The organism is Fontivita pretiosa, from assembly GCF_050410795.1.
GTDB classification, from domain to species: Bacteria; Planctomycetota; Phycisphaerae; order Tepidisphaerales; family Tepidisphaeraceae; genus Fontivita; species Fontivita pretiosa.
On record NZ_CP191258.1, the window covers coordinates 159,620 to 178,663 of the forward strand.

Below are 19,044 nucleotides of genomic sequence, written 5' to 3' on the forward strand. Positions count from 1 at the left end.
CCCGCCGGGGCAGATTCACCGCAATCTATCGGATCGATCGCGCTCAGTACACGACGGCGACGGCGTCTTCGATCACCTCGATCACCTGCCGCACGTGGAACGGCTTCTTGAGATATCCGTCGAACCCCGCGGCCAGCAGACCCTTCAACTCCTCCTCGCTCATCTTGCCGCTCATGGCGATCACCTTGGTGAGCTGAAGGTCCGGATTATTCTTCACCTGCTTGGCCACTTCCTTGCCGTCCACGTCGCGCAGGTGCATGTCCAGCAGCAGCACGTGCGGGCGGAACTTCTCGGCAATGACGCCCGCGGTAAAGCCGTTGCGGGCGACCTCCACCTCATACTTGGCCTCGTCCTCGAGAATCTTCTCCAGCACTTCGACGATGTCCTGCTCGTCGTCCACAATGAGCACGCGCGTACAGCCGGTCATCAGGCCGTTCAGCGGCATCCCATGCTGCTTCATGAACCGGATGAGCTGATTGAGCGGGATGCGTCGGTCCTTGGAGCCCGGGATTCGGTAGCCGTGCAGCGCGCCGGAGTCAAACCATTTGGAAACGGTTCGCGGCGCGACGTTGCAGATCTTCGCGACTTCGCCGGTGGTAAGAACGTCTTTGACCTTTGTGGCGTTCATTGCATCTCTCCCAGCAACGGCCGGCGAAAGCGGCAGGGACCGCGAAAGCCGTTGACAGTGGATATATCGACTTATCGCGTGAACGCTTTAGTCCGGAAGCGCAATATCTGCCGATTACGATTGATTGCCCCGGTCCAAACGCTGGCAGGGTAAGGGTTATCGGAATCTGCCCGGGCGACCGGGGATCAACCAGACAAAAACGCCCACGGAACGCCTTCCGTGGGCTGGTCTGCAAACTCCATTCAATGTTCCATTATCGGCCACGCCCAATCGAAAAATCCAGTACAATCGGTATCATCCGACCCGCTATGCACGTGATGTACGTACATCAGAACTTTCCGGCGCAGTTCGGGCACATCGCCGCTCATCTGGCCAGGACGCTCAAGTGGCGCTGCACCTTCGTCAGCCAGGCGCCGGCGGGAAACAGCGACGGCATCGAGCGAATTCAGTACACGCTGGCCGGCGGGGCCACCCGCAGCAACCACTTCTGCTCCCGGACCTTTGAAAACACGGTCTGGCACTGCGACGGCGTCTACCGCGCCCTGCGGAATCGACCCGAGATCAGGCCGGACCTGATCGTCGGACACAGCGGCTTCGGCAGCACGCTGTTCCTCCGCGAGTTGTATCCCGATGTGCCGGTGATCAACTTCTTCGAGTACTACTACATCCCGCACGACCCGGACAGCGACATGGATTTCCGCCGCGACCTGGGCTGGGAGATCCCGGAGATCAAGTACCTTCGCTCACGGTGTCGCAACGCGATGATCCTGCTGGATCTTCAGAACTGCCAGGTCGGCTATACCCCCACCAACTTCCAGCGATCCAAGTTCCCCAAAGAGTATCAACCCAAGCTTCGCACGATCTTCGACGGCGTCGATCGCAAGGTGTATCACGGGCACGATGAATCGCTGCGTCCCCCGCTGGCACATCGCCAGCCTCGCAGACTCGCGGGCGTGGATATCCCCCCCAACACACGCGTGGTCACTTATGTCAGCCGCGGCTTCGAGTCGATGCGAGGCTTCGACATCTTCATGCGCGCCGCCAAGCTCATCTACCAGCAGTTCCCTGACGTGGTCTTCCTGGTGATCGGCACGGATCGAATCGCCTACGGCGGCGACGAAAGCTACACTGGAGGCAAGAGCTTCAAGGATTGGGTCCTGGCCCAGGATAACTACGATTTGGAGAAGATCCGTTTCGTCGGACGCGTCAACCCGCTGGATCTGGCCAGGATCCTGGCCAGCACTGACCTGCACATCTACCTGACGGTTCCATTCGTGCTGAGCTGGAGCATGATGGATGCGATGAGCTGCGGCGCGGTGGTGCTCGGCAGCGCCACCTCGCCGGTGAAGGAAATGATCCGCGACGGCGAGAACGGACTGCTGGCCGACTTCTTCAAACCCGAGCAGTTCGCCGAAAAGGCGGTGCAGGTGCTGCGCAATCCCGACGAGTTCCGCCCGCTGGGTCGCGCCGCCGAGAAGATGATCGTCGAGCAGTACAGCCTGGAAGCGGTCTTGCCGAAGATGCTGGCACTGTACGAGGAGGCCCGGCAGATGCCGGCCGAACCCGCCAGACCCATCAAAGTGGCGGCGACGGTGATGCCCGGCCCCTCGCGTCCGCGCCCAGCGGTTATCCCCCCTACCCGGCCACTGCCCCCCTCGGCGACAGGCAACGCGGATGCCTCTAAACGCTCCCCGTTCCGCGGATGAACCGCTGGCGCCCCAGCGAAACAAGTTCCGAATGACTGCGATTGGTTGCGACGGGAGGCGGCACGGCAGGGTGGATCGGATTGGAGCCACGAGGAATCGAACCCCGATTTGCCGAGTAGGATTCAGGCAACAGACATCAGCAAACTTTCAACGGCGGTTCTCGGCGACATCCAGGCTGCAATCGCTGTTGAACAAGAGCGGCGGGCGGCATCGAAGGCAAGGGTGTGAGCGTTGTATGCCACAATTCAGGGAGCTATGGCCAAAAGCTGTGGATGGCCGCGACAACTTTAAGCGGCTTTTCGTTCACCGTCGACGAACACGATGCCGTCGATCAGCTCCTGCAGCTTCTCACTCCCGTTCAGTTTTCGCCAGCGCGATTCGGCCTTGCGGGTCAGTTTGAAGGCCATCGCCAGGCCGGCCTGGCGTAAGCCGGGGCCTTTGGTGCGACAGGTTCGCAGACGCACCGTGGCGAAGGCACTTTCGATCGGGTTGCTGGTCCGCAGGTGCTGCCAGTGCTCGGCGGGAAAGTCGTAGAACGCCAGCAGCTCGGCACGGTCTTTGGCAAGACAATCCGTCGCCCGCGGCCACTTGGCGCCGTACACTTCGATGAAACGGTCGAACGCTTTGATGGCGTCGGCGCGTGTGCCCGCCATCCAGATCTCGTGCAGCATCGACTTGGCCGCCGGCTGCTCACTTTTGGGCAGCTTCTCCAGCACGTTGAGCGTCTTGTGCACCCAGCAACGCTGATGCCTTGTCGATGGGAAGATCTTGCTCAAGGCGATCCAGAAGCCCAATGATCCATCTCCTGTGGCCAGCGTCGGCGCGATCGTCAGGCCGCGTGATGTGCAGTCCAAGAGCAGTGATGTCCAACTCGTTTCGCTCTCACGCTGCCCGTCGATCATCGCGATCAGTTCCTTTTTCCCGTCGGCGGTTGCGCCCATCAGCACCAGCAAACACGGGCGATCATCGCTCCATCGGCAGCCGAAGTACAGGCCATCGGCCCAGACGTACACGTAGTGTTTGCCCGACAGATCGCGGCGGCTCCAGTCTTCATATTCTCCCTGCCAGGCCGCCAGCATCCGCGTCACGGTGGTGGCGGACAATCCCGAGCCATCGAACCCCAGGTGCACCAGCGCATCGGGCATCTGGCCGGTGCTGATCCCCTTGAGATAGAGCCACGGCACCAGGTCTTCGATCGCCTTGGTCTTGCGAAGATAAGGCGGCAGAATCTTTGAGGTAAACCGGAACCTCACGCCGTTCTCATCGACGCGGCGGTCGTCCACGCGCGGCTTTCCTCACCTCGATCGGACCGACTCCGGACAGGATCGTCCGCGGCGGCTTGTGCCCGTTGCGAACCACCAGCCGATGACCGGCGTCGTCGACGTGATCCCGATGATCCTCGACATACTCGGCCACTTCCTGCTCGATCGCCTTCTGCAAGGCCCGACGCGCTCCCTCGCGGGCGATCTGTTCGAGGGTGACACAAACGACCGGCTCAGTTGCCAGGTGCAACGGAAACTGTGATGATGACGTGTGGCGTATCCTTCCGGGCCTCGTGGGCCCAACGGGTGACTGAGTTCGAATCAACTCACCCAAGGTACGCCGCTTTTATTGCCGGGTCGTCATCCACAACTTTTGGTCGTAGCTCCCGGAAGGACACGGAGCATTCGAAGTCCTCAGCGTCTGCCGTTCCGCCACGGGGCTGACTCCATGGCACTCAAACGATTCTAAGGCGGCATCGGCTGCCGGACACCGCCGAAACGAAGTCGTGCGGATGTGCTCATCTGTCGTTCATGCCTGGCGCTGTTGGCAGACGCTTACCGCCGCGTCTCAAGCCGGTGAACCTGCTGCTTCAAGTCTTCCACTGTCCGCGCCAGCCGCTCCATCTCGCGTCGCAGGTCGCGCAGCTCCCGCAGCAGCGCGTCGTCACTGCCGCCGCCGCGCCGCTCGGCTTCAATCGCCTTGAGGCGACGATCCAGCTCTTGCGCCTTTTGCAGCGCCTGCTCGGCCGCCGTCCGGATGTCCTCGAACGTGCGCCGACCGACGTATCGGCCCGGCTCGTCGATCCCGAATTTCGCCAGCGCCAGTTCAACCTTCTCCAGTCGCGCCAGGACGGTGCGATCAGGCCGGGTCGGGTCGCTCAGTACGGTTCGCTCCAACACATCGACCCTCTCGCTCAGCTTGCGCAGCGCTGTTGCGGTATCGTCTGCCTGTTCACCGCGCAGCGGCCCGGAGAAGATCGAGAGCCAGCCCGCAACGACAACCGCCACAACAACAAGCACGATGCCTCTGGTCTTTGCGTTGCTTCGCATACATGAATTGTACAGCCGACCGCACTGATCCACACCGCCGGTTTTGGCCCCCAGCTTTCATCTATCGCGACAGAGTACCCCTCCATGACCACCTGTGCCGGGAGCCAAAGATGCGCCAATCCCGGGCCAAGGGACGATAAGATGGAAGCAACCTGTCAGGCGATCACGCTGCCGAGGGCACAATGGGCAACTGGCCAAGGGCCGGCGACGGCGCATCAGCACCTGAGCAAGATTTCTGGGAGCAGCCAATGGAAACTGTGAGTCAACAGCAACTGCCGTCACTTGATCCTGATTCCCTGAAGGCGAGGTTCAAGGCGCGGCGCGAGGCGGTCAACAATGTTTACCAGAACTGGGCCATCCGTGTGCACCGCTCGATCTCATGGGCGAAGTGGGCTGGGCAGCTCAGCGACGATCACCCCGAGGCTCAGTTGCTGTTTCTGTGGATCGCCCTGAACAGCCTGTACTCCAAATGGAACAATCGCGATAACCAACCCGACTCCGATCGTGATTCCAGGGGTGAGTTTATAAGGAAGGTTTGCCGCATGGACTCGCCGCTGATCGGCGCGGTTCTTCGCCGGCACAAGCCGCTGCTCAAGCAGCTTCTGGGCGAACCGTGCCTTTCGCCCGCCTTTTGGCGAAATCCATCACATCCCGACGCGCGGACGCTCGCCACCAAGGACCTGTACCACCTGGACCGAAACCTGAAGAGCCCGGACTGCGGTCGCCTGCTGTTTCAAGTACTTGATCGCATCGCCCTGTTGCGTGGCCAGATCGTGCATGGGGCCGCCACGGGTGGCAGCCAATTGAACCGTCGAGCGGTCAGGAGTTCGCTGGAAATGCTCAAGGCGCTGGTGCCGATTCTCCAACACATCGTGATCGAGCACGGATGTAATGACGACTGGCCGGAGCTGTGCTATCCGCCACTGCCGTGAGGCGGTGCACGGCGACGCAGAGAACCGGTCGGACAGGCACGAAATAGTCATGGCCGGTGCAGCAGATCATCTGCCAGCAACGTGATGTGTACTGACACGACGCCCAATGCGGCCGCCGCCACAACATCGGATGGATAATGCGAACCCTGGAGAATTCGTTCCAGAGCGACGAGTGCGGCGCCCAGCCAGAATGCTAAACGCCAATTGGGAAGCAATGTTGCCAGAGCCGCTGCGGTTGCGAAAGCAAGGGTCGCGTGCCCGGATGGGAACGACAGGTTCCGGGCTTCGAACAGGCCCCGCAAGCCATCGATGAATGGATGTAGCGTGAAGGGGGCGACACCATGCAACGGCCGAGTGCGACCGACGCACCATTTCATCAGCGCGCACAGTGCGCCGCTGATGATTCCGCTGGCGCAGACAAGTCCTGCCGCGCGCCATCGCAGCGGGTGCCAGAGGATCAGCATCGCCGCGACAATCAGCGTGAATCCAAAGTGCCCGGGGGATTTCATCAGTTTCAGTGCCCACTTCGGGGCGCTGACGGGAATAGCCTCATGGGTCCAGCGCGCTACTGGCAGATCAATGGTGGCAGCGATCGCGACCAAACCTGTCATCCACAGGCTGATCAGCCAGAGCTGCCGGGACGACCCGTGCATAATCCTCGCTTTGCTGATCGAAACGCCGACGGTACCCGGCTTCATGTCTGCTGGTGCGTTATTCATTTTCGAGATTGCACTCCAGATCGGTGTTCGCGGTTCACGCACTGCCCGCATCCGTTGCGGTATGGACGACGTGCGGCGTCCTGAAGACAATCCACGCACCAACGAGCGAAACGACCACCACAAAGCTCATCGCCAGCGATGGATTGAAAACCCACAGCGATCCAACCAGGATGCTGGACATGAAATCCCCCAGACCATTGACGGTCGCAAGCATGCCGAACCCGCTGCCGCGAACATGCGCCGGCAGCAATTCGGCGGCCATACTGTGTTCAAGCGTTTCCCAGATACCCATATACAGCCCGGAGAAACCGAACACGAGCGCGAACTTGAGATACGAATCGCCCGGGAGCATCAGTGCCGCCGCGGGGATCGTCGCCACCACGTAGCCAAATGCCAGCACGCGATTCTTGGGAAAGCGATCGGCGAATGCCCCTGCGCCATAGCAGCAAAGCGTGTAGATCACGTTGAAGGCGACATAGAACGCCATCGCCAGTGAAGCGGCGCGAGCCGTCCCCATGCGTGGTGTCCAGGCTTGGGTGGTCCAGAGGATCAGCAGTGTGTTCGAGAAGTCGCCGATGCCCGCGATACCCACACCCACGAGGTATCGCCGGAACGGCCGCGGCAGCATGGCCATGCCGCCGAACAGCCTGGGATGCGGATGCGGCACGTGTGGGCGTTCGCGCACCAGAAGCGCGATGAGAATCGCCGCGATCGCGCCGGGGATCAGCGTGATCGCGAAGGTCCATCGCATCCCCAGGGTGGTGAGCAGGACGAGCGACACGAGCGGCCCGATGACGGCGCCGGCGCTGTCCATGGCCCGTTCCAGCCCGAAGGCGCGGCCATAGCTCTGAGGGGTGGTGGCCTCGGTCAACAACACATTGCGCACCGGCGAGCGCGCTCCGCGACCGATCCAGCCCACCACGCGTCCCATCAGCACGTGCCACCATTGCGTCGCCAGGGCAAAACTTGCCATGCCCGACGCCGTGACGAAGTACCCAAGCACCGCCAGCGGCTTGCGCCGCTGCAGCCGGTCGCTGTACGCGCCCGACAGCAGCTTGGCGAAGCTGGACAGCCCATCGGCCAGTCCTTCAATCAATCCAAGAGCCGCCGAACTTGCTCCCATTGTCGCCAGCAGCGCCGGCATCGCTGCCGTCGCCATCTCGTGGCCGACATCCGAACAGAGACTGGCCAGCCCAATGCCCAGCACCGTCGAGTTCAGCCACTTGAGGCGCTGCGTCCTGGTCGTGCGTTGCATGCGCGATTCCCATCAACCAGTGTTACAGGCAAACGCTTTGGGAGGTGTTCCGTGCTGGAAGGCAGCGACTCCCACAGCTTGCGCTGGTAGGAGTCATCAGTCCCGCTGGATCGGGACGGTTGCGGCGAACTCCATCGCCACGCGAATCCTATGATGCCGCCCAAGGTTGATCAACCCGGAATGTGCAAAATCGTCCGGGCTGTCTGCTCGCCCTTTGCTTGTGCCAAGCAGTCGGCTAAAATGACAGCAGCAACAAGAACTCCAGGGGATGGAGTCCCCCGAGAACCGCCAGTCAGCTTGGCTGATGACTCCTGCCGGACCAATCTTGGACGGCGGGAGCTGGATAGATGAAGACCAGACCTCGCCATCCAAGGCGAGGTTTTTTTGTTTGCCGGTCGGGGTGCGGCGCGAGCATGCGGCCGGGCGCGACGCGGCACCATGCGATCGGCAGGAGGTCTTCGCGTATGACCCACGTGTGGTTTCAGGCATCGTTGTGGCTCGGGCTGGCGCTGATTGCGACGCTGCTGTCGATATGGTTTCGCGTGGCGACGGCGCTGTCGGAAATCATCGTCGGCACGGTGGCGCAGCTCGTAATCGGCGCCGTGTTCGCCTCAGGGCTTATCCCGGGGATTGCGGGGCTGGGCTCGGACGAATCCTGGGTCAGGTTCCTCTCAGGCACCGGCGCAATCGTGCTGACCTTTCTGGCCGGGGCGGAACTGGACCCGGGCGTCTTCAGGCTCAAATGGAGAGAAGCAAGCTGGCTTGGACTGGTCGCGTTCTTCGCGCCATTTCTGGGTTGCACGGCGATCGCGTACTACGCATTGCACTGGGATGTGCGGGCAAGCTGGCTGGCGGGAATTGCACTCTCAACCACTTCCGTCGCAGTCGTTTACGCAGTGATGCTCGAACTCGGTTTGAACATGACCGAGTTCGGCAAGACCGTGCTGGCAGCCTGCTTCATCAACGACCTGGGAACAGTGATCGCGCTGGGATTGATCTTCGCGCCGTTCTCGTCCAGGTCGCTCGTTTTCATCTGTGTCTCGATCGTGGTCTTCGCGGTGCTGCCCTGGCTCACGCCCCGATTCTTCCGCGTCTACGGGAACCGTCCATCGGAGCTGGAGGCGAAATACCTGTTGCTGCTGCTGTTCGGGCTTGGCGCGCTGGCGGCCTGGGCGGACAGCGAAGCGGTCCTGCCGGCCTATCTGGTCGGGATGGTGCTGGCGGGAACGGTCGGAAAGGATCATGCACTGATCCGTCGCCTGCGGACACTCACCTTTGGGCTGCTTACGCCCTTCTACTTCATCCGCGCCGGCTCCTATGTGTCCGTGCCCGCGCTGATCGCGGCGCCGATCACGTTCCTGGTGCTGCTGGCCGCGAAGATGGCGACCAAGTGCATCGGCGTGTATCCGACGACCAAGCTCCTGCGCTACGCCAACCGCGAAGGCGTCTACACCACGCTGCTGATGTCCACCGGGCTGACGTTCGGAACGATCTCGGCCCTGTTCGGGCTGTCTCACAAGATCATCAATCAGACGCAGTACTCGCATCTGGTCGCCGGGGTAATCGCCAGCGCCGTCGTGCCAACGCTGATCGCCAATGCATTCTTTCTGCCGCATTACCTGTTGCCCAAGCGAAAACCGGCGATGGAGGCACAGCCCGGCGCGCCGGCCGCCGTGCGACCACGCCCGCTCCCGTCAACCGTGGCCGGTCAATAGCCAAAGGAGCTTAACATGGTCAAAAAGATTCTGCTGGCTTATGACGGATCTGAACCCGCCGGTCGCGCATTCGACAAGGCGATGGAGCTGGCGGCGGCGTTCCGGGCGGAAGTCGTGGTGTTGGCCGTCGCACAACCTCCCGAACCGGCAACCATGGTTGAAACCTCCGCCATACTGGAAGCCGCCACCGAGCATTTCCAGAAGGATTTCGCGCGACTGCGCCGCATCGCCGAATCGCACAACGTGCCACTGGAGACTCGCCTGGCGGTGGGCCATGCGGCCGAGCAGATCGTCCATGTCGCCTCCGAGATCCACGCCGACCTGATCGTCATGGGACACCGCGGCAAGAGCCTGCTGCAACGCTGGCTGCTGGGTTCGGTTTCCAAGCGAGTTCTCAGCTACGCACCGTGTTCGGTGCTGATCGTTCGATGAGCGGCAAACGAGCAGATGGCAGGAGTGAACATGTCGCAGACCATTCAAGCCATCGAATCGCCTCCCCGGGTCGAGCCGCGGCTTGATCCGCCGGATGCGCCGCTGCCGGCATTTCACAGCATCCTTCTCCCCGGGTCGGGCGATGCACCGCAGGTGCCCGAGGCGCCAGACTTCTTCGGTAATCTCAACCTTGACCAGATCGTGCAGGGTATCACCGCGGGCTGGGGCGCGTACAACCTCGCGCCGTTCTTTTATGCGCCGCTGACGGATCCGGACGCCATCGCCTATCGGCAGGAGGTCTTTGCTGATCTCGAAGACGCCGAAGTGATGCATGCCGTGCGGTCGCTGGCCGAGTGGATGCGCGCCATGCGCGAACACCTGCACTGCGTGGACAGATCGCGATACCCCTACGAGCGCGAGCGGTGGTTCCTCGATGCCGTGAGGATCTACTGCGAAGCCGTCCAGCGGCTGCGGCGCGAACTGGACCGGCTTCAGGTGAAATCGCGCGGACTGCGGGCGCTGCGGGCGTATTTGGTGAAGTATGTTGAATCGGATTCCTTCTGCAAACTTGTGCGCGACACGCGCAAGCTGGCGGACGAGCTGGCTTCAATCCGCTATTGCCTGCTGATCAACGAGGGCAAGGTGACGGTCCGCCACTACCACGGCGAGATCGACTACAGCGCCGCAGTCGAGCAGACGTTCGCAAGGTTCCGGCGTGGCGCCGTGAAGAGCTATCTGGCAGATCTGCCTGATCGCACCGGCATGAACCACATTCAGGCGCAGGTGGTGCAGGGGGTGGCCCAACTGTACCCCGAGGTCTTCCGTGCGCTGCAATCTTACTATGTCCAGCATTCCGCATTTCTGGATCCGACGATCGCGCGATTTGATCGCGAGGTACAGTTCTATGTCGCGTACCTCGACTACATCCGCAAGTTCCGAGCCGCTGGCCTGAGCTTCTGCTACCCCACGGTTCAGCGAACGTCGAAGGAAATCAGCGCCCGCGACACGTTTGATCTGGCGTTGGCGGACAGGCGCATCAGGGAGAAGGCGCGTGTTGTCACCAACAGCTTCTTCCTTCGCGGCGCCGAGCGCATCTTCGTCGTTTCCGGCCCGAACCAGGGCGGCAAGACGACTTTCGCCCGCACGTTCGGACAGTTGCATTACCTGGCAAGCCTGGGCTGTCCGGTCCCCGGAACCGAGGCGAAGCTTTTCCTTTTCGATCGGCTGTTCACGCACTTTGAGCGCGAAGAGAAGGCGAGTAACCTTCGCGGCAAGCTGCACGATGACCTGCTGCGCATACGCCAGATACTCGACAGCGCCACTCCCAACAGCATCGTCATCATGAATGAAGTGTTTTCATCAACGACACTGAAGGACGCCGTCTACCTCAGCCGCAGGATCATGACCCGACTGACCAGGCTGGACGTGCTGGGCGTGTGGGTGAGCTTCCTGACGGAGCTGGCCACGTTCAATCAGAAGACCGTCAGCATGGTCAGCACCGTGGACCCCCGCGATCCATCGATTCGCACGTTCAAGCTTGAACGCAGACCCGCCGAGGGCCTGGCCTACGCCCTCGCCGTGGCCGAGAAGCACCGGGTGACCTACGAGCAGATCAGGCAGCGGATCAGGTCATGAAAGCGCTGTTGATGCATCCCGATCGCGATCTGGACTTGACACGGCCGCTGCCGGCGCATGCACAGGCTCTGAGCCAGGATCTGGAGCTGCACACGCTGCTGCGCGCCATGTCGGGCCAGGACCCGTTCCTGTTCGATGTAGCTCAAAGGGTGCTGCTGACCGGCCTGAGTAACGACGTGGAGACTATCCTGTACCGACAGGACATTCTGAAGGATTGCCTGGAACATCCGCAGGTGATCAGGCAGCTTTACGCCCTGGCCGTCCAGACCATTGAGGACAAGCGTAATTACTTCATCAGCGTCATCAGCAATTATCCATCCGGGACGCTGTACGACGGGATTCGGGCAATTGAGTACTTTGCGGACAGGCTCCAGAAGCTGCGGGCGATCGCGGATCAGCACTGTGGTCAGTTCGAGTCTCACGGGCTGAGCAATCTGTTCGCGATGCTCCGCAGCCAGTTCAGCGACGAGTACCTGGCGAGTATCCAGGCTCATCTGAAGGAGCTGAGGTTTCGCCGCGGCGTGCTGATCAGTGCGGAGTTGGGCAGAGGCAATGAGGGCGCCAACTTCGTACTGCGCCGCCCGAAGGGGCCGTCGCCCAACTGGCTGCGGCGGCTGCTGGAGAAGCTGCCCGGCATGGGCCCGCCAGGGTATACGTTCCGGCTGGCCGACCGTGACGAGACCGGCGCGCGAATCCTCTCGGCGATGCGCGATCGGGGGATCAATCTCGTAGCCAACGCCGTCGGCCAGTCTGCCGACCACATCCTCAGCTTCTTCACGATGCTGCGGACGGAACTGGCGTTCTACATCGGGTGTCTGAACCTGCGCGACGCACTGGCAAGCAGGGGTGTGCCGACGACGCTGCCGCAGCCATACCCCGCCGGCACGCGAAGGCTCAGCTTCAAGGCATTGCGCGATGTCTGTCTCGTGCTTGCGATGCCAGGTCCGGTCGTCGCCAACGACCTGATGGCCGACGCCAAGAGCCTGCTGGTCATCACTGGCGCCAATCAGGGCGGCAAGTCCAGCTTCATGCGCGGCGTGGGACTTGCGCAGTTGATGATGCAGTGCGGAATGTTTGTTGCCGCCGAATCGTTCGCCGCCGAGCTGTGTCCGAACCTGTTCACGCACTACAGGCGCGAAGAGGATGCGACGATGACCAGCGGCAAGCTCGATGAGGAATTGAGCCGGATGAGCAACATCGTCGGCGCGATCCAGCCCGATGCGATGCTGCTGTGCAACGAGTCGTTCGCCTCAACCAATGAGCGCGAAGGATCCGAGATTGCCCGGCAGGTCATCACGGCGCTGGTCGAGAGGCGAGTCAAGGTGCTGTTCGTGACGCACCTTTACGATTTCGCGCAGAGCCTTGCCGCGCGAGCAAGGCCCGACGCGATGTTTCTGCGTGCCGAGCGACTGCCTGATGGCTCGCGAACGTTCAGGCTCGTCGAAGGTCCGCCACTGGAAACGAGCTTCGGCGAAGACCTGTATGAGCGGGTCTTTGCGGGCGACGATGGGCAGCCGAGCGCAACGTGACTATGATTGAGATGACGGGGATGGAGTCCCCCGATGAGTGCTCCAAGCGCCAAGGCGTTTGGAGGCTCTAACTGCCTCAATGGCTGATGACTCCTGCCGTGGTTTCTGTGTTGCGGCGGGAGTCGGCCGATCAGCGGACCTCGCCGCCAGGCGAGGTTTTTCTTTGGCAACAGCAGGAGGCAGATCATGAGCAGACTCGCACTTCCTGGCATGGCAGGACTACACGATCCCTTGCGGCAGGACCGTCCTGGCATGTATCTGTTCACGCCCGCCCAGGCGCTGCGCCGCGTGCTTGAGTTCACCCATCACTCGCTTGACGAGGTGATCAATGACCCGATCGTGGCCAACGAGGTGAAATGGTATTTCCGCCTCCACCGCTACATCGAGGAGGAGTCACGCCACCATGCGGAGGCACATCAGGAGGGCGTATGACAACGGCGACCGCACCATCTCAGGTCATCGCAGACGACCCCGAGCAGCTTCGACGCTTCGTGCATCACAAGCACAAGGTGGCAAGTTGCCTGCGATCGCTGGAGGAGCTGTTTCGCCGCGCCGGAAACGAGCAGCGCGCCGGCAGGTGCCACGAGATGATGGTGAAGCTGGCGGAGGACCGCTTCACACTGGCCGTGGTGGGGCAATTCAAGCGTGGCAAGAGCTCGCTGATGAACGCGATTGTCGGACGAGAGCTTCTGCCGACGGGCGTGCTGCCCCTGACCTCGGCGATCACGGCGCTGCGCTACGGTCCGGTCGAAAGGCTGCTCATCACCTGGCAAGGCTCCGATTTTACCCAAGAAGCGCCGGTTTCAAGCCTGCGCGAATACGTGACCGAGGAGGGCAACCCCGGCAACTGCCGGCGTGTCGAGACGGTCTATGTCGAAGTTCCCTCGCCATTTTTGCGTCGCGGACTGGAATTCGTGGACACGCCGGGTATCGGCTCGCCAATCGAGGCGAACACGTCCACCACCTATGGCTTTGTGCCCAGGTGCGATGCCGTGCTCTTTGTGACCAGCGTTGATGCGCCATTCAGCGCAGCCGAGATTGAGTTTCTCAAGCGCATTCGCGACGAAGTCCACAAGGTCTTCTTCGTGTTGAACAAGATCGATCTGGTGCGCGATGATGAACGGGCCGATGTCATTCGTTTCATCGCTGACCAGATTCAGTCAACCCTTCAGGCCAGCGATGTGCGGATCTATCCTGTCTCGTCATGGTTTGGGCTGCCGAAGGCACGGGAAGCCGGAGCTGAGGCGATTGACAGCGGTATCGCTGCGCTGAAACAGTCGCTAGAGACATTTCTCACGACGCAGCGGACCTCGTCACTGCTGTCTGGGACGCTGGCACGGTGCCTGCGAATGTTAAAGTCGGATCGCCAGGAGGCAGAGCTCAGTCGCAAGGCCAGCCAGATGGCCCGGGCCGCGAGAGATGCCGGCATTGCCAGAATTCACGAGCGGTTCAAGGTTCTGGTTGGCGCAGTGGATAAACGAGTTGCCGATGTGCGGCGAGGGCTTGCCGGTGGCGTGATCGAACCCGGCGCCGGCGAACTGGCAAGGTTGACGATTGCGCCGCTGGTCCAGGGTCTGGTCAGGCAAGTCACCCCCGGCCAATGGGAATCGGCCGGTCCCTACTCGCGGGTCGTTGCCGCGGCCGCGGCGGAAGCCCTGCGCGTAAGCCTGAACGACTGGCTGGCGGGTCGCCGATATGCCGCCCGGCTGATACTGGACGAGACGGCCACCCGTGAGTCGCAGTTCCTCAGGCAGCAACTCGCCTCAGTACGTTCGGATCTCTGGACATCGTTCGGCCTGCCGTATTCGCGAGTCGAAGACGACGATTCGCGTGGTTGGCATGCACCGGAGTTGCCCGAGCTTCGCGTTCAATTGCGTCCATGGAGGCCTGTCCTTCCGTGGGTGATCCGGTATCTGCCTGTCGACCTGGTCACACGCCGCGTGGGTAGATGCCTGCGCTCCAAGGCCGAGGACTACTCCGCTGCCTGCCGAGATGCTGCCGCGAAGCTCGTTGAATCCGCGCTGAAGGCCGCAGTTGATCAGCTCCGCTCGTCGATGCTCGAGGCAATCGAGCGGGAGCGGCAGCGCATGCTCGAAGCGTTGTCGCGATCAAAGTCGTCGGAGGATCTTCAAGCCGCTGCACGCATGACGTTCGAGCAATATGCCGAGATGGCCGCGGCCATTGAGAAGCGGCTGCTACGCCTGCGGGACCGGATCGCCGGAATCCCCGGCAACGACCAGGAAGTTGACGAGCCTGAGCGGACCATCGACAGCCGCGAGCTGATTCGCGAAACACCTGAGCTGAGCCTGTCGAAAAGGGGCTGTGCGGTCTGCGATCACCTCAGCCGCGTGCTGTTCGACTTTCTTGCCGGCTGGCAGCACGCGCTGGCGACGGACGATCGGACCCAGGCGCTGCATGCTGCTGAGGGAGGGTTCTGTTCCGTCCACACGTGGCAACTGGCGGCGATCTCCTCGCCGAAGGGCCTGAGCGTCGGATATCCGAAGCTGCTCGAACGACTGGCTGAGCAAGCTGCCGGATCGGACGACGGGCGAACGTGCCCGGGCGTGGCAACGACGCGCACGTGTCGGATCTGCCGCCTGCTGCGCGATGCACAGGATGAGTGCATCAGGCGTCTGGCCACACGGCTCCAGACACTCGATGGAAGGCAAGCCTGGGAGCAATCCTTTGGCGTGTGCCTGCGTCATCTGCCCGCACTCGTGGCGGCGATGCCCACACAGGAAGGCCGACGATTCGTCATCAGCGAAGTGGCGCGCCACTGCGCCACGCTGGCCGAGGACATGCACAGCTTCGCGATGAAGCAGGATGCCACGCGCCGATACCTCCAGTCGTCGGAAGAGGCCGATGCATGGGTGCGGGCGCTGCGGCTGGTCGCGGGGCACAAAAGCCTGTGTCTGCCATGGGAGCCGGAGCCGGAGGTGTAACCGATGGACGGCTTGAATGAGAATCACAGGCGGCGGTTGCGAACGACGTTTCAGTCGATCGATGAGCAGTTGAGCCAGATGCTTCACCTGCTTGCTCCGGCACAATCTCCGTCGCCATTTGCCGAACATGTGCCGGATGCAACGCCCGTGCAGTATCGTGTCATAACCGACTACGTGAGCCGATTTCGCGAACAGATGGCGCGGATGATGGACGAACATGGCATCCAGATGTCCCCGCCGAGCATCAGCGCTGTCTGGGCCGCGCGCACATCATTGTCCCTGGTCCGTGTAGCGGTGGAGGAATTGCAGCCTCAATATCTCGTCGGCTACGGGCAGGTGCCTCCGGAAACGGCTGAAAGGCTGCGCACGCAATTGGCGCAACTGGATCAGACCCTGGATCGCATGGAGGAGTATCTGGCCGACGGCAGTCGGCGGGATTTGGGCCATCGATTACGGCAGATCGAATCGCAGTCGAATCATGTGCAGATGCTGCGCGAGCTGGAGCGCATCATCACGGCGCACGGGCTGGTCGAATACCGTCCCGCGCTCGAAGCCATCGTTGAACGCCTGGAGTCGCCGGCGTTTGAAATCGCGCTGTTTGGGCGGGTGAGCTGCGGCAAGTCATCGCTGCTGAATCACATTCTGGGCACAAATGCCCTGCCCGTGGGAGTGACGCCGGTCACCTCCATACCCACGCGGGTAACTTACGGCCCGCAGCAGCGGGCAATCGTCTGGTTTGCTGAAGCCAATCCTGTCTCGATCGAAGTCGAGCGACTGGCGGAATTTGTGACCGAACAACGGAATCCGGGAAACGCCAGGCACGTCAGTCGCGTGCAGGTCGAGCTGCCCTGCCCCCTTCTTCGAGACGGCATCACGTTTGTCGATACGCCCGGTGTCGGCTCGCTGGCCAGCACCGGCACCGCCGAGTCCGTCGCGTATCTGCCGCGATGCGATCTGGGCATTGTTCTTATCGACGCGGCTTGCGGCCCGACCCACGAGGACATGGTTCTGAGCGGACTGCTTCGCCGATCCGGCGCCGCAGTGTCGGTGCTGCTCAGCAAGGCCGATCTGCTCAGCGACGAAGATCGGCAGCGACTGGTCGATTACGTGCGGCAACAATTTGAACGGGAGCTGCACGAGCAAATCACGGCATACCCCGTCAGCGTCAAACCGCAGTCGATCGAGTTGTTCGACAGATGGTTTAATGCCGCGCTGCGCCCGGCCCTCAAAGAGCACACGTTACACGCGGAGCAGTCCCTCGCCCGCAAGATCCATGGTCTTCGAGACCGGGTCATCGCCTCTTTAAGCCGCCGGGTCTCTGCTGATTTGTCGGTGCCTGATGACCAGATCAAAGAAGTCACATCGACTCTGAGCGACGCCATCTTGCAGATTGACTGCGCGTTACGTGCCAGGCCCGCGGTGCTCGAATCCCTGCCCGAGTTGGCAGCGCGTGCCGTGCATGAAGTCGCACGTGATCTTGTGATGGCGGATGGTCGGGCGCCGGTGCCTGGCGAGCAAGTGGCGCGCCTGATCGACCAGGCGTACGTCCGCTGCTGCCGGCAGATAGCCAGCATCGTCAGCAGCGAATTGCAGCAGCAGCGCGAGCGCCTGGCCCAGAGCCTGAGTCGCGCAGCATCGCTGCTGGGGCACAACAGCCCGATAGGCCCGGAGCTGCCTGCGATCTCGGGGATGCCCGTTCCGTCTGAGTCCGCTGGAATCACCATTTCGATCAGCACCGGCCGGATGCTCGCTCGCTTCCGTCGCTCGTGGGCCATCCATGCGGCGGGCCGCAAACTGCAACGGCAAGCCGGTCCCTGCCTCCTCAACGCGTTACGCACCTATGCCCAAAGCCTGGAACGCTGGCGAGGCGACATCCTGAGGCAGATGCGCCGCCGATTTGAGGAACAGGCAGAGTTGGTCTCCGCCGTTCGAGCGCCACGAACACAAGGTAGCTCGGAAACCGGAGCAATTCAGCGCGATCTGGAGGCGCTGAAGCGTCTTCAACCTGCCGCGGCCGCGTCGGCGGGGTTGTGACGGTAGAACACGATGGCCACATACTCCATCGTGATCATCCCCTCGTGAACCACCTGTTCCAGATACGGCAGCAGCAGCTTGATCTTCTGCTCGGTATCGACAATCTCGATCACCACGGGCAGATCGCTGGACATCTCCAGAAGCCGGGCCTTGTGAACGACGCTGTTGGCGCCGAAGCCCTCGATGCCGCGGAGCACGGTGCCGCCGGCCAGGCCCAGTTCCCGCGCCTTCAGCAGCACCGCCTCGTAAAGGTGCTTGCCGTCCACTCGGTCGCCCTCGCCGATGAACACCCGCAGCAGCACGCCGTTTTCGTTGATGGTCATGTGTGGTCTCGCTTCGATTCTGGGGATGGTTGACAGCGGCTTGAGCAGCGACCCCAGGTGCAGGTTGTTGGGTTGGTCGTGCTGCCGCTGGCGATACATCATCACGTTGGCGCGCTCCAGCGTGAGCATGCCGTGGATCATGATCTGATCGAGCGGCCCATGGATGAACCTGCCGATGCGCTCGGCGCTGTCAACGATCTCCACGATCACGGGCACGTGCTGTACGATCGACCAGACCGAGTGCTGGATCAGGCCATGTGCTCCGAAACCCATGATGCCCTCCAGGACGGTGGCTCCGGCCAGTCCTTCATGACGGGCCGCTTTAACCAGCCGCTCGTAGGTCGGAGTATGGGGCGTGCGATCGGCACTCTGTAGGTACGCCCGCAGCAGCACCTGTTCGCCAAGCAAGCTCATAACGCTTCTCCTGCACTCAATCGCTGCCGAGCCAGATTCCAACGCGGACCGCGACCAGCCCCGCCATCAGGCTACCCAGCAGATTGAACATCGCTTCCAGGCCGGCGCCGCGCTGGAGCAGCCCATCGGATTCGTACATGAACGTCGAGAAGGTGGTGTACGCCCCGACGAACCCCACGCCGATCGCCAGCCGCGTCGTGTCCGACACCACCATCCGGTTTCCCACGAAGGTCACAAACCAGCCGAGCAGCAGACTTCCGGAGACATTGATCACAAACGTTCCGATCGGGAAGGCGGTGCCGAACAACCGTCCACAGGTCGTGGAAACGAAGTAGCGGGCGATCGCTCCGAGGAATCCTGCGCATCCGATGGCCAGGTATTGTATCAGTAGTTTCATCCGTTCTCCGTTGACTCAAGTCGCCAACAGCAATGCCCTGGTCGGTTCCGGGACTAACGGGCCAGGAGCTG

15 protein-coding genes, 1 pseudogene and 3 riboswitches are annotated in these 19,044 nt (G+C 62.0%); of the genes and pseudogenes, 9 read left to right on the forward strand and 7 right to left on the reverse strand.

Annotated features, from left to right (window positions below):
* Window positions 1–43: 43 nt before the first annotated feature.
* A complete protein-coding gene (locus tag ACQS5P_RS00640) occupies window positions 44–628 on the reverse strand; it encodes a response regulator (RefSeq protein WP_428938972.1) in 585 nt (194 codons plus the stop codon).
* Between the two features lie 308 nt (window positions 629–936).
* Here ACQS5P_RS00640 and ACQS5P_RS00645 point away from each other — a divergent pair, with 308 nt between their 5' ends.
* Window positions 937–2,334 (forward strand): glycosyltransferase, encoded by a 1,398-nt coding sequence (locus ACQS5P_RS00645; protein WP_428938973.1) that lies wholly within the window; start codon window positions 937–939, stop codon window positions 2,332–2,334.
* A 287-nt stretch (window positions 2,335–2,621) separates the two neighbouring features.
* Here the strand turns inward: ACQS5P_RS00645 and ACQS5P_RS00650 are convergent.
* A pseudogene (locus ACQS5P_RS00650) lies at window positions 2,622–3,846 on the reverse strand (IS256 family transposase).
* A gap of 305 nt (window positions 3,847–4,151) precedes the next feature.
* Window positions 4,152–4,646 (reverse strand): hypothetical protein, encoded by a 495-nt coding sequence (locus ACQS5P_RS00655; RefSeq protein ID WP_428938974.1) that lies wholly within the window; start codon window positions 4,644–4,646, stop codon window positions 4,152–4,154.
* 248 nt (window positions 4,647–4,894) lie between these two features.
* Between ACQS5P_RS00655 and ACQS5P_RS00660 the strand changes: the two genes are divergently transcribed.
* Complete coding sequence (locus ACQS5P_RS00660; RefSeq protein ID WP_428938975.1) at window positions 4,895–5,578, forward strand: hypothetical protein; 684 nt, start codon at window positions 4,895–4,897, stop codon at window positions 5,576–5,578.
* A gap of 47 nt (window positions 5,579–5,625) precedes the next feature.
* Here ACQS5P_RS00660 and ACQS5P_RS00665 read toward each other — a convergent pair whose 3' ends face one another.
* Together ACQS5P_RS00665 and ACQS5P_RS00670 are read right to left on the reverse strand one after the other, a co-directional pair.
* Window positions 5,626–6,339, reverse strand: a complete 714-nt coding sequence (locus tag ACQS5P_RS00665; protein ID WP_428938976.1) for a phosphatase PAP2 family protein — start codon at window positions 6,337–6,339, stop codon at window positions 5,626–5,628.
* Window positions 6,332–7,552, reverse strand: a complete 1,221-nt coding sequence (locus ACQS5P_RS00670; protein ID WP_428938977.1) for an MFS transporter — start codon at window positions 7,550–7,552, stop codon at window positions 6,332–6,334. The genes ACQS5P_RS00665 and ACQS5P_RS00670 overlap by 8 nt, the downstream gene beginning before the upstream one ends.
* An 80-nt stretch (window positions 7,553–7,632) precedes the next feature.
* Window positions 7,633–7,700: riboswitch (Fluoride riboswitch) on the reverse strand.
* Window positions 7,701–7,807: 107 nt separating this feature from the next.
* Window positions 7,808–7,873, forward strand: a riboswitch (Fluoride riboswitch).
* 143 nt (window positions 7,874–8,016) lie between these two features.
* Between ACQS5P_RS00670 and ACQS5P_RS00675 the strand changes: the two genes are divergently transcribed.
* The 7 genes from ACQS5P_RS00675 (at window position 8,017) to ACQS5P_RS00705 (ending at window position 17,839) form a co-directional block, all read left to right on the forward strand.
* The gene (locus ACQS5P_RS00675; protein WP_428938978.1) at window positions 8,017–9,267 is read left to right on the forward strand and encodes a cation:proton antiporter; all 1,251 of its coding nucleotides are present in this window, start codon (window positions 8,017–8,019) and stop codon (window positions 9,265–9,267) included.
* A gap of 15 nt (window positions 9,268–9,282) precedes the next feature.
* On the forward strand, window positions 9,283–9,699 hold the full coding sequence (locus ACQS5P_RS00680; protein ID WP_428938979.1) for a universal stress protein: 417 nt from the start codon (window positions 9,283–9,285) through the stop codon (window positions 9,697–9,699).
* 30 nt (window positions 9,700–9,729) lie between these two features.
* Window positions 9,730–11,334 carry a MutS-related protein gene (locus tag ACQS5P_RS00685; protein ID WP_428938980.1) on the forward strand — a complete coding sequence of 535 codons (1,605 nt, stop codon included), beginning with the start codon at window positions 9,730–9,732 and terminating at the stop codon, window positions 11,332–11,334.
* Complete coding sequence (locus tag ACQS5P_RS00690; RefSeq protein WP_428938981.1) at window positions 11,331–12,863, forward strand: MutS-related protein; 1,533 nt, start codon at window positions 11,331–11,333, stop codon at window positions 12,861–12,863. The genes ACQS5P_RS00685 and ACQS5P_RS00690 overlap by 4 nt, the downstream gene beginning before the upstream one ends.
* Window positions 12,864–12,870: 7 nt before the next feature.
* Window positions 12,871–12,966, forward strand: a riboswitch (Fluoride riboswitch).
* 83 nt (window positions 12,967–13,049) lie between these two features.
* Entirely contained in the window at window positions 13,050–13,295 is a 246-nt protein-coding gene (locus ACQS5P_RS00695; protein ID WP_428938982.1) for a hypothetical protein, read from the forward strand.
* Window positions 13,292–15,805 (forward strand): dynamin family protein, encoded by a 2,514-nt coding sequence (locus ACQS5P_RS00700; protein ID WP_428938983.1) that lies wholly within the window; start codon window positions 13,292–13,294, stop codon window positions 15,803–15,805. Before ACQS5P_RS00695 ends, ACQS5P_RS00700 begins: the two co-directional genes overlap by 4 nt.
* A 486-nt stretch (window positions 15,806–16,291) precedes the next feature.
* Entirely contained in the window at window positions 16,292–17,839 is a 1,548-nt protein-coding gene (locus ACQS5P_RS00705; protein ID WP_428938984.1) for a dynamin family protein, read from the forward strand.
* Here the strand turns inward: ACQS5P_RS00705 and ACQS5P_RS00710 are convergent.
* Window positions 17,806–18,576, reverse strand: coding sequence for a DUF190 domain-containing protein (locus ACQS5P_RS00710; protein ID WP_428938985.1), 771 nt, complete (start codon window positions 18,574–18,576; stop codon window positions 17,806–17,808). The genes ACQS5P_RS00705 and ACQS5P_RS00710 overlap by 34 nt on opposite strands.
* 16 nt (window positions 18,577–18,592) lie before the next feature.
* Entirely contained in the window at window positions 18,593–18,973 is a 381-nt protein-coding gene (crcB, locus tag ACQS5P_RS00715; protein ID WP_428938986.1) for a fluoride efflux transporter CrcB, read from the reverse strand.
* Window positions 18,974–19,044 lie beyond the last annotated feature (71 nt).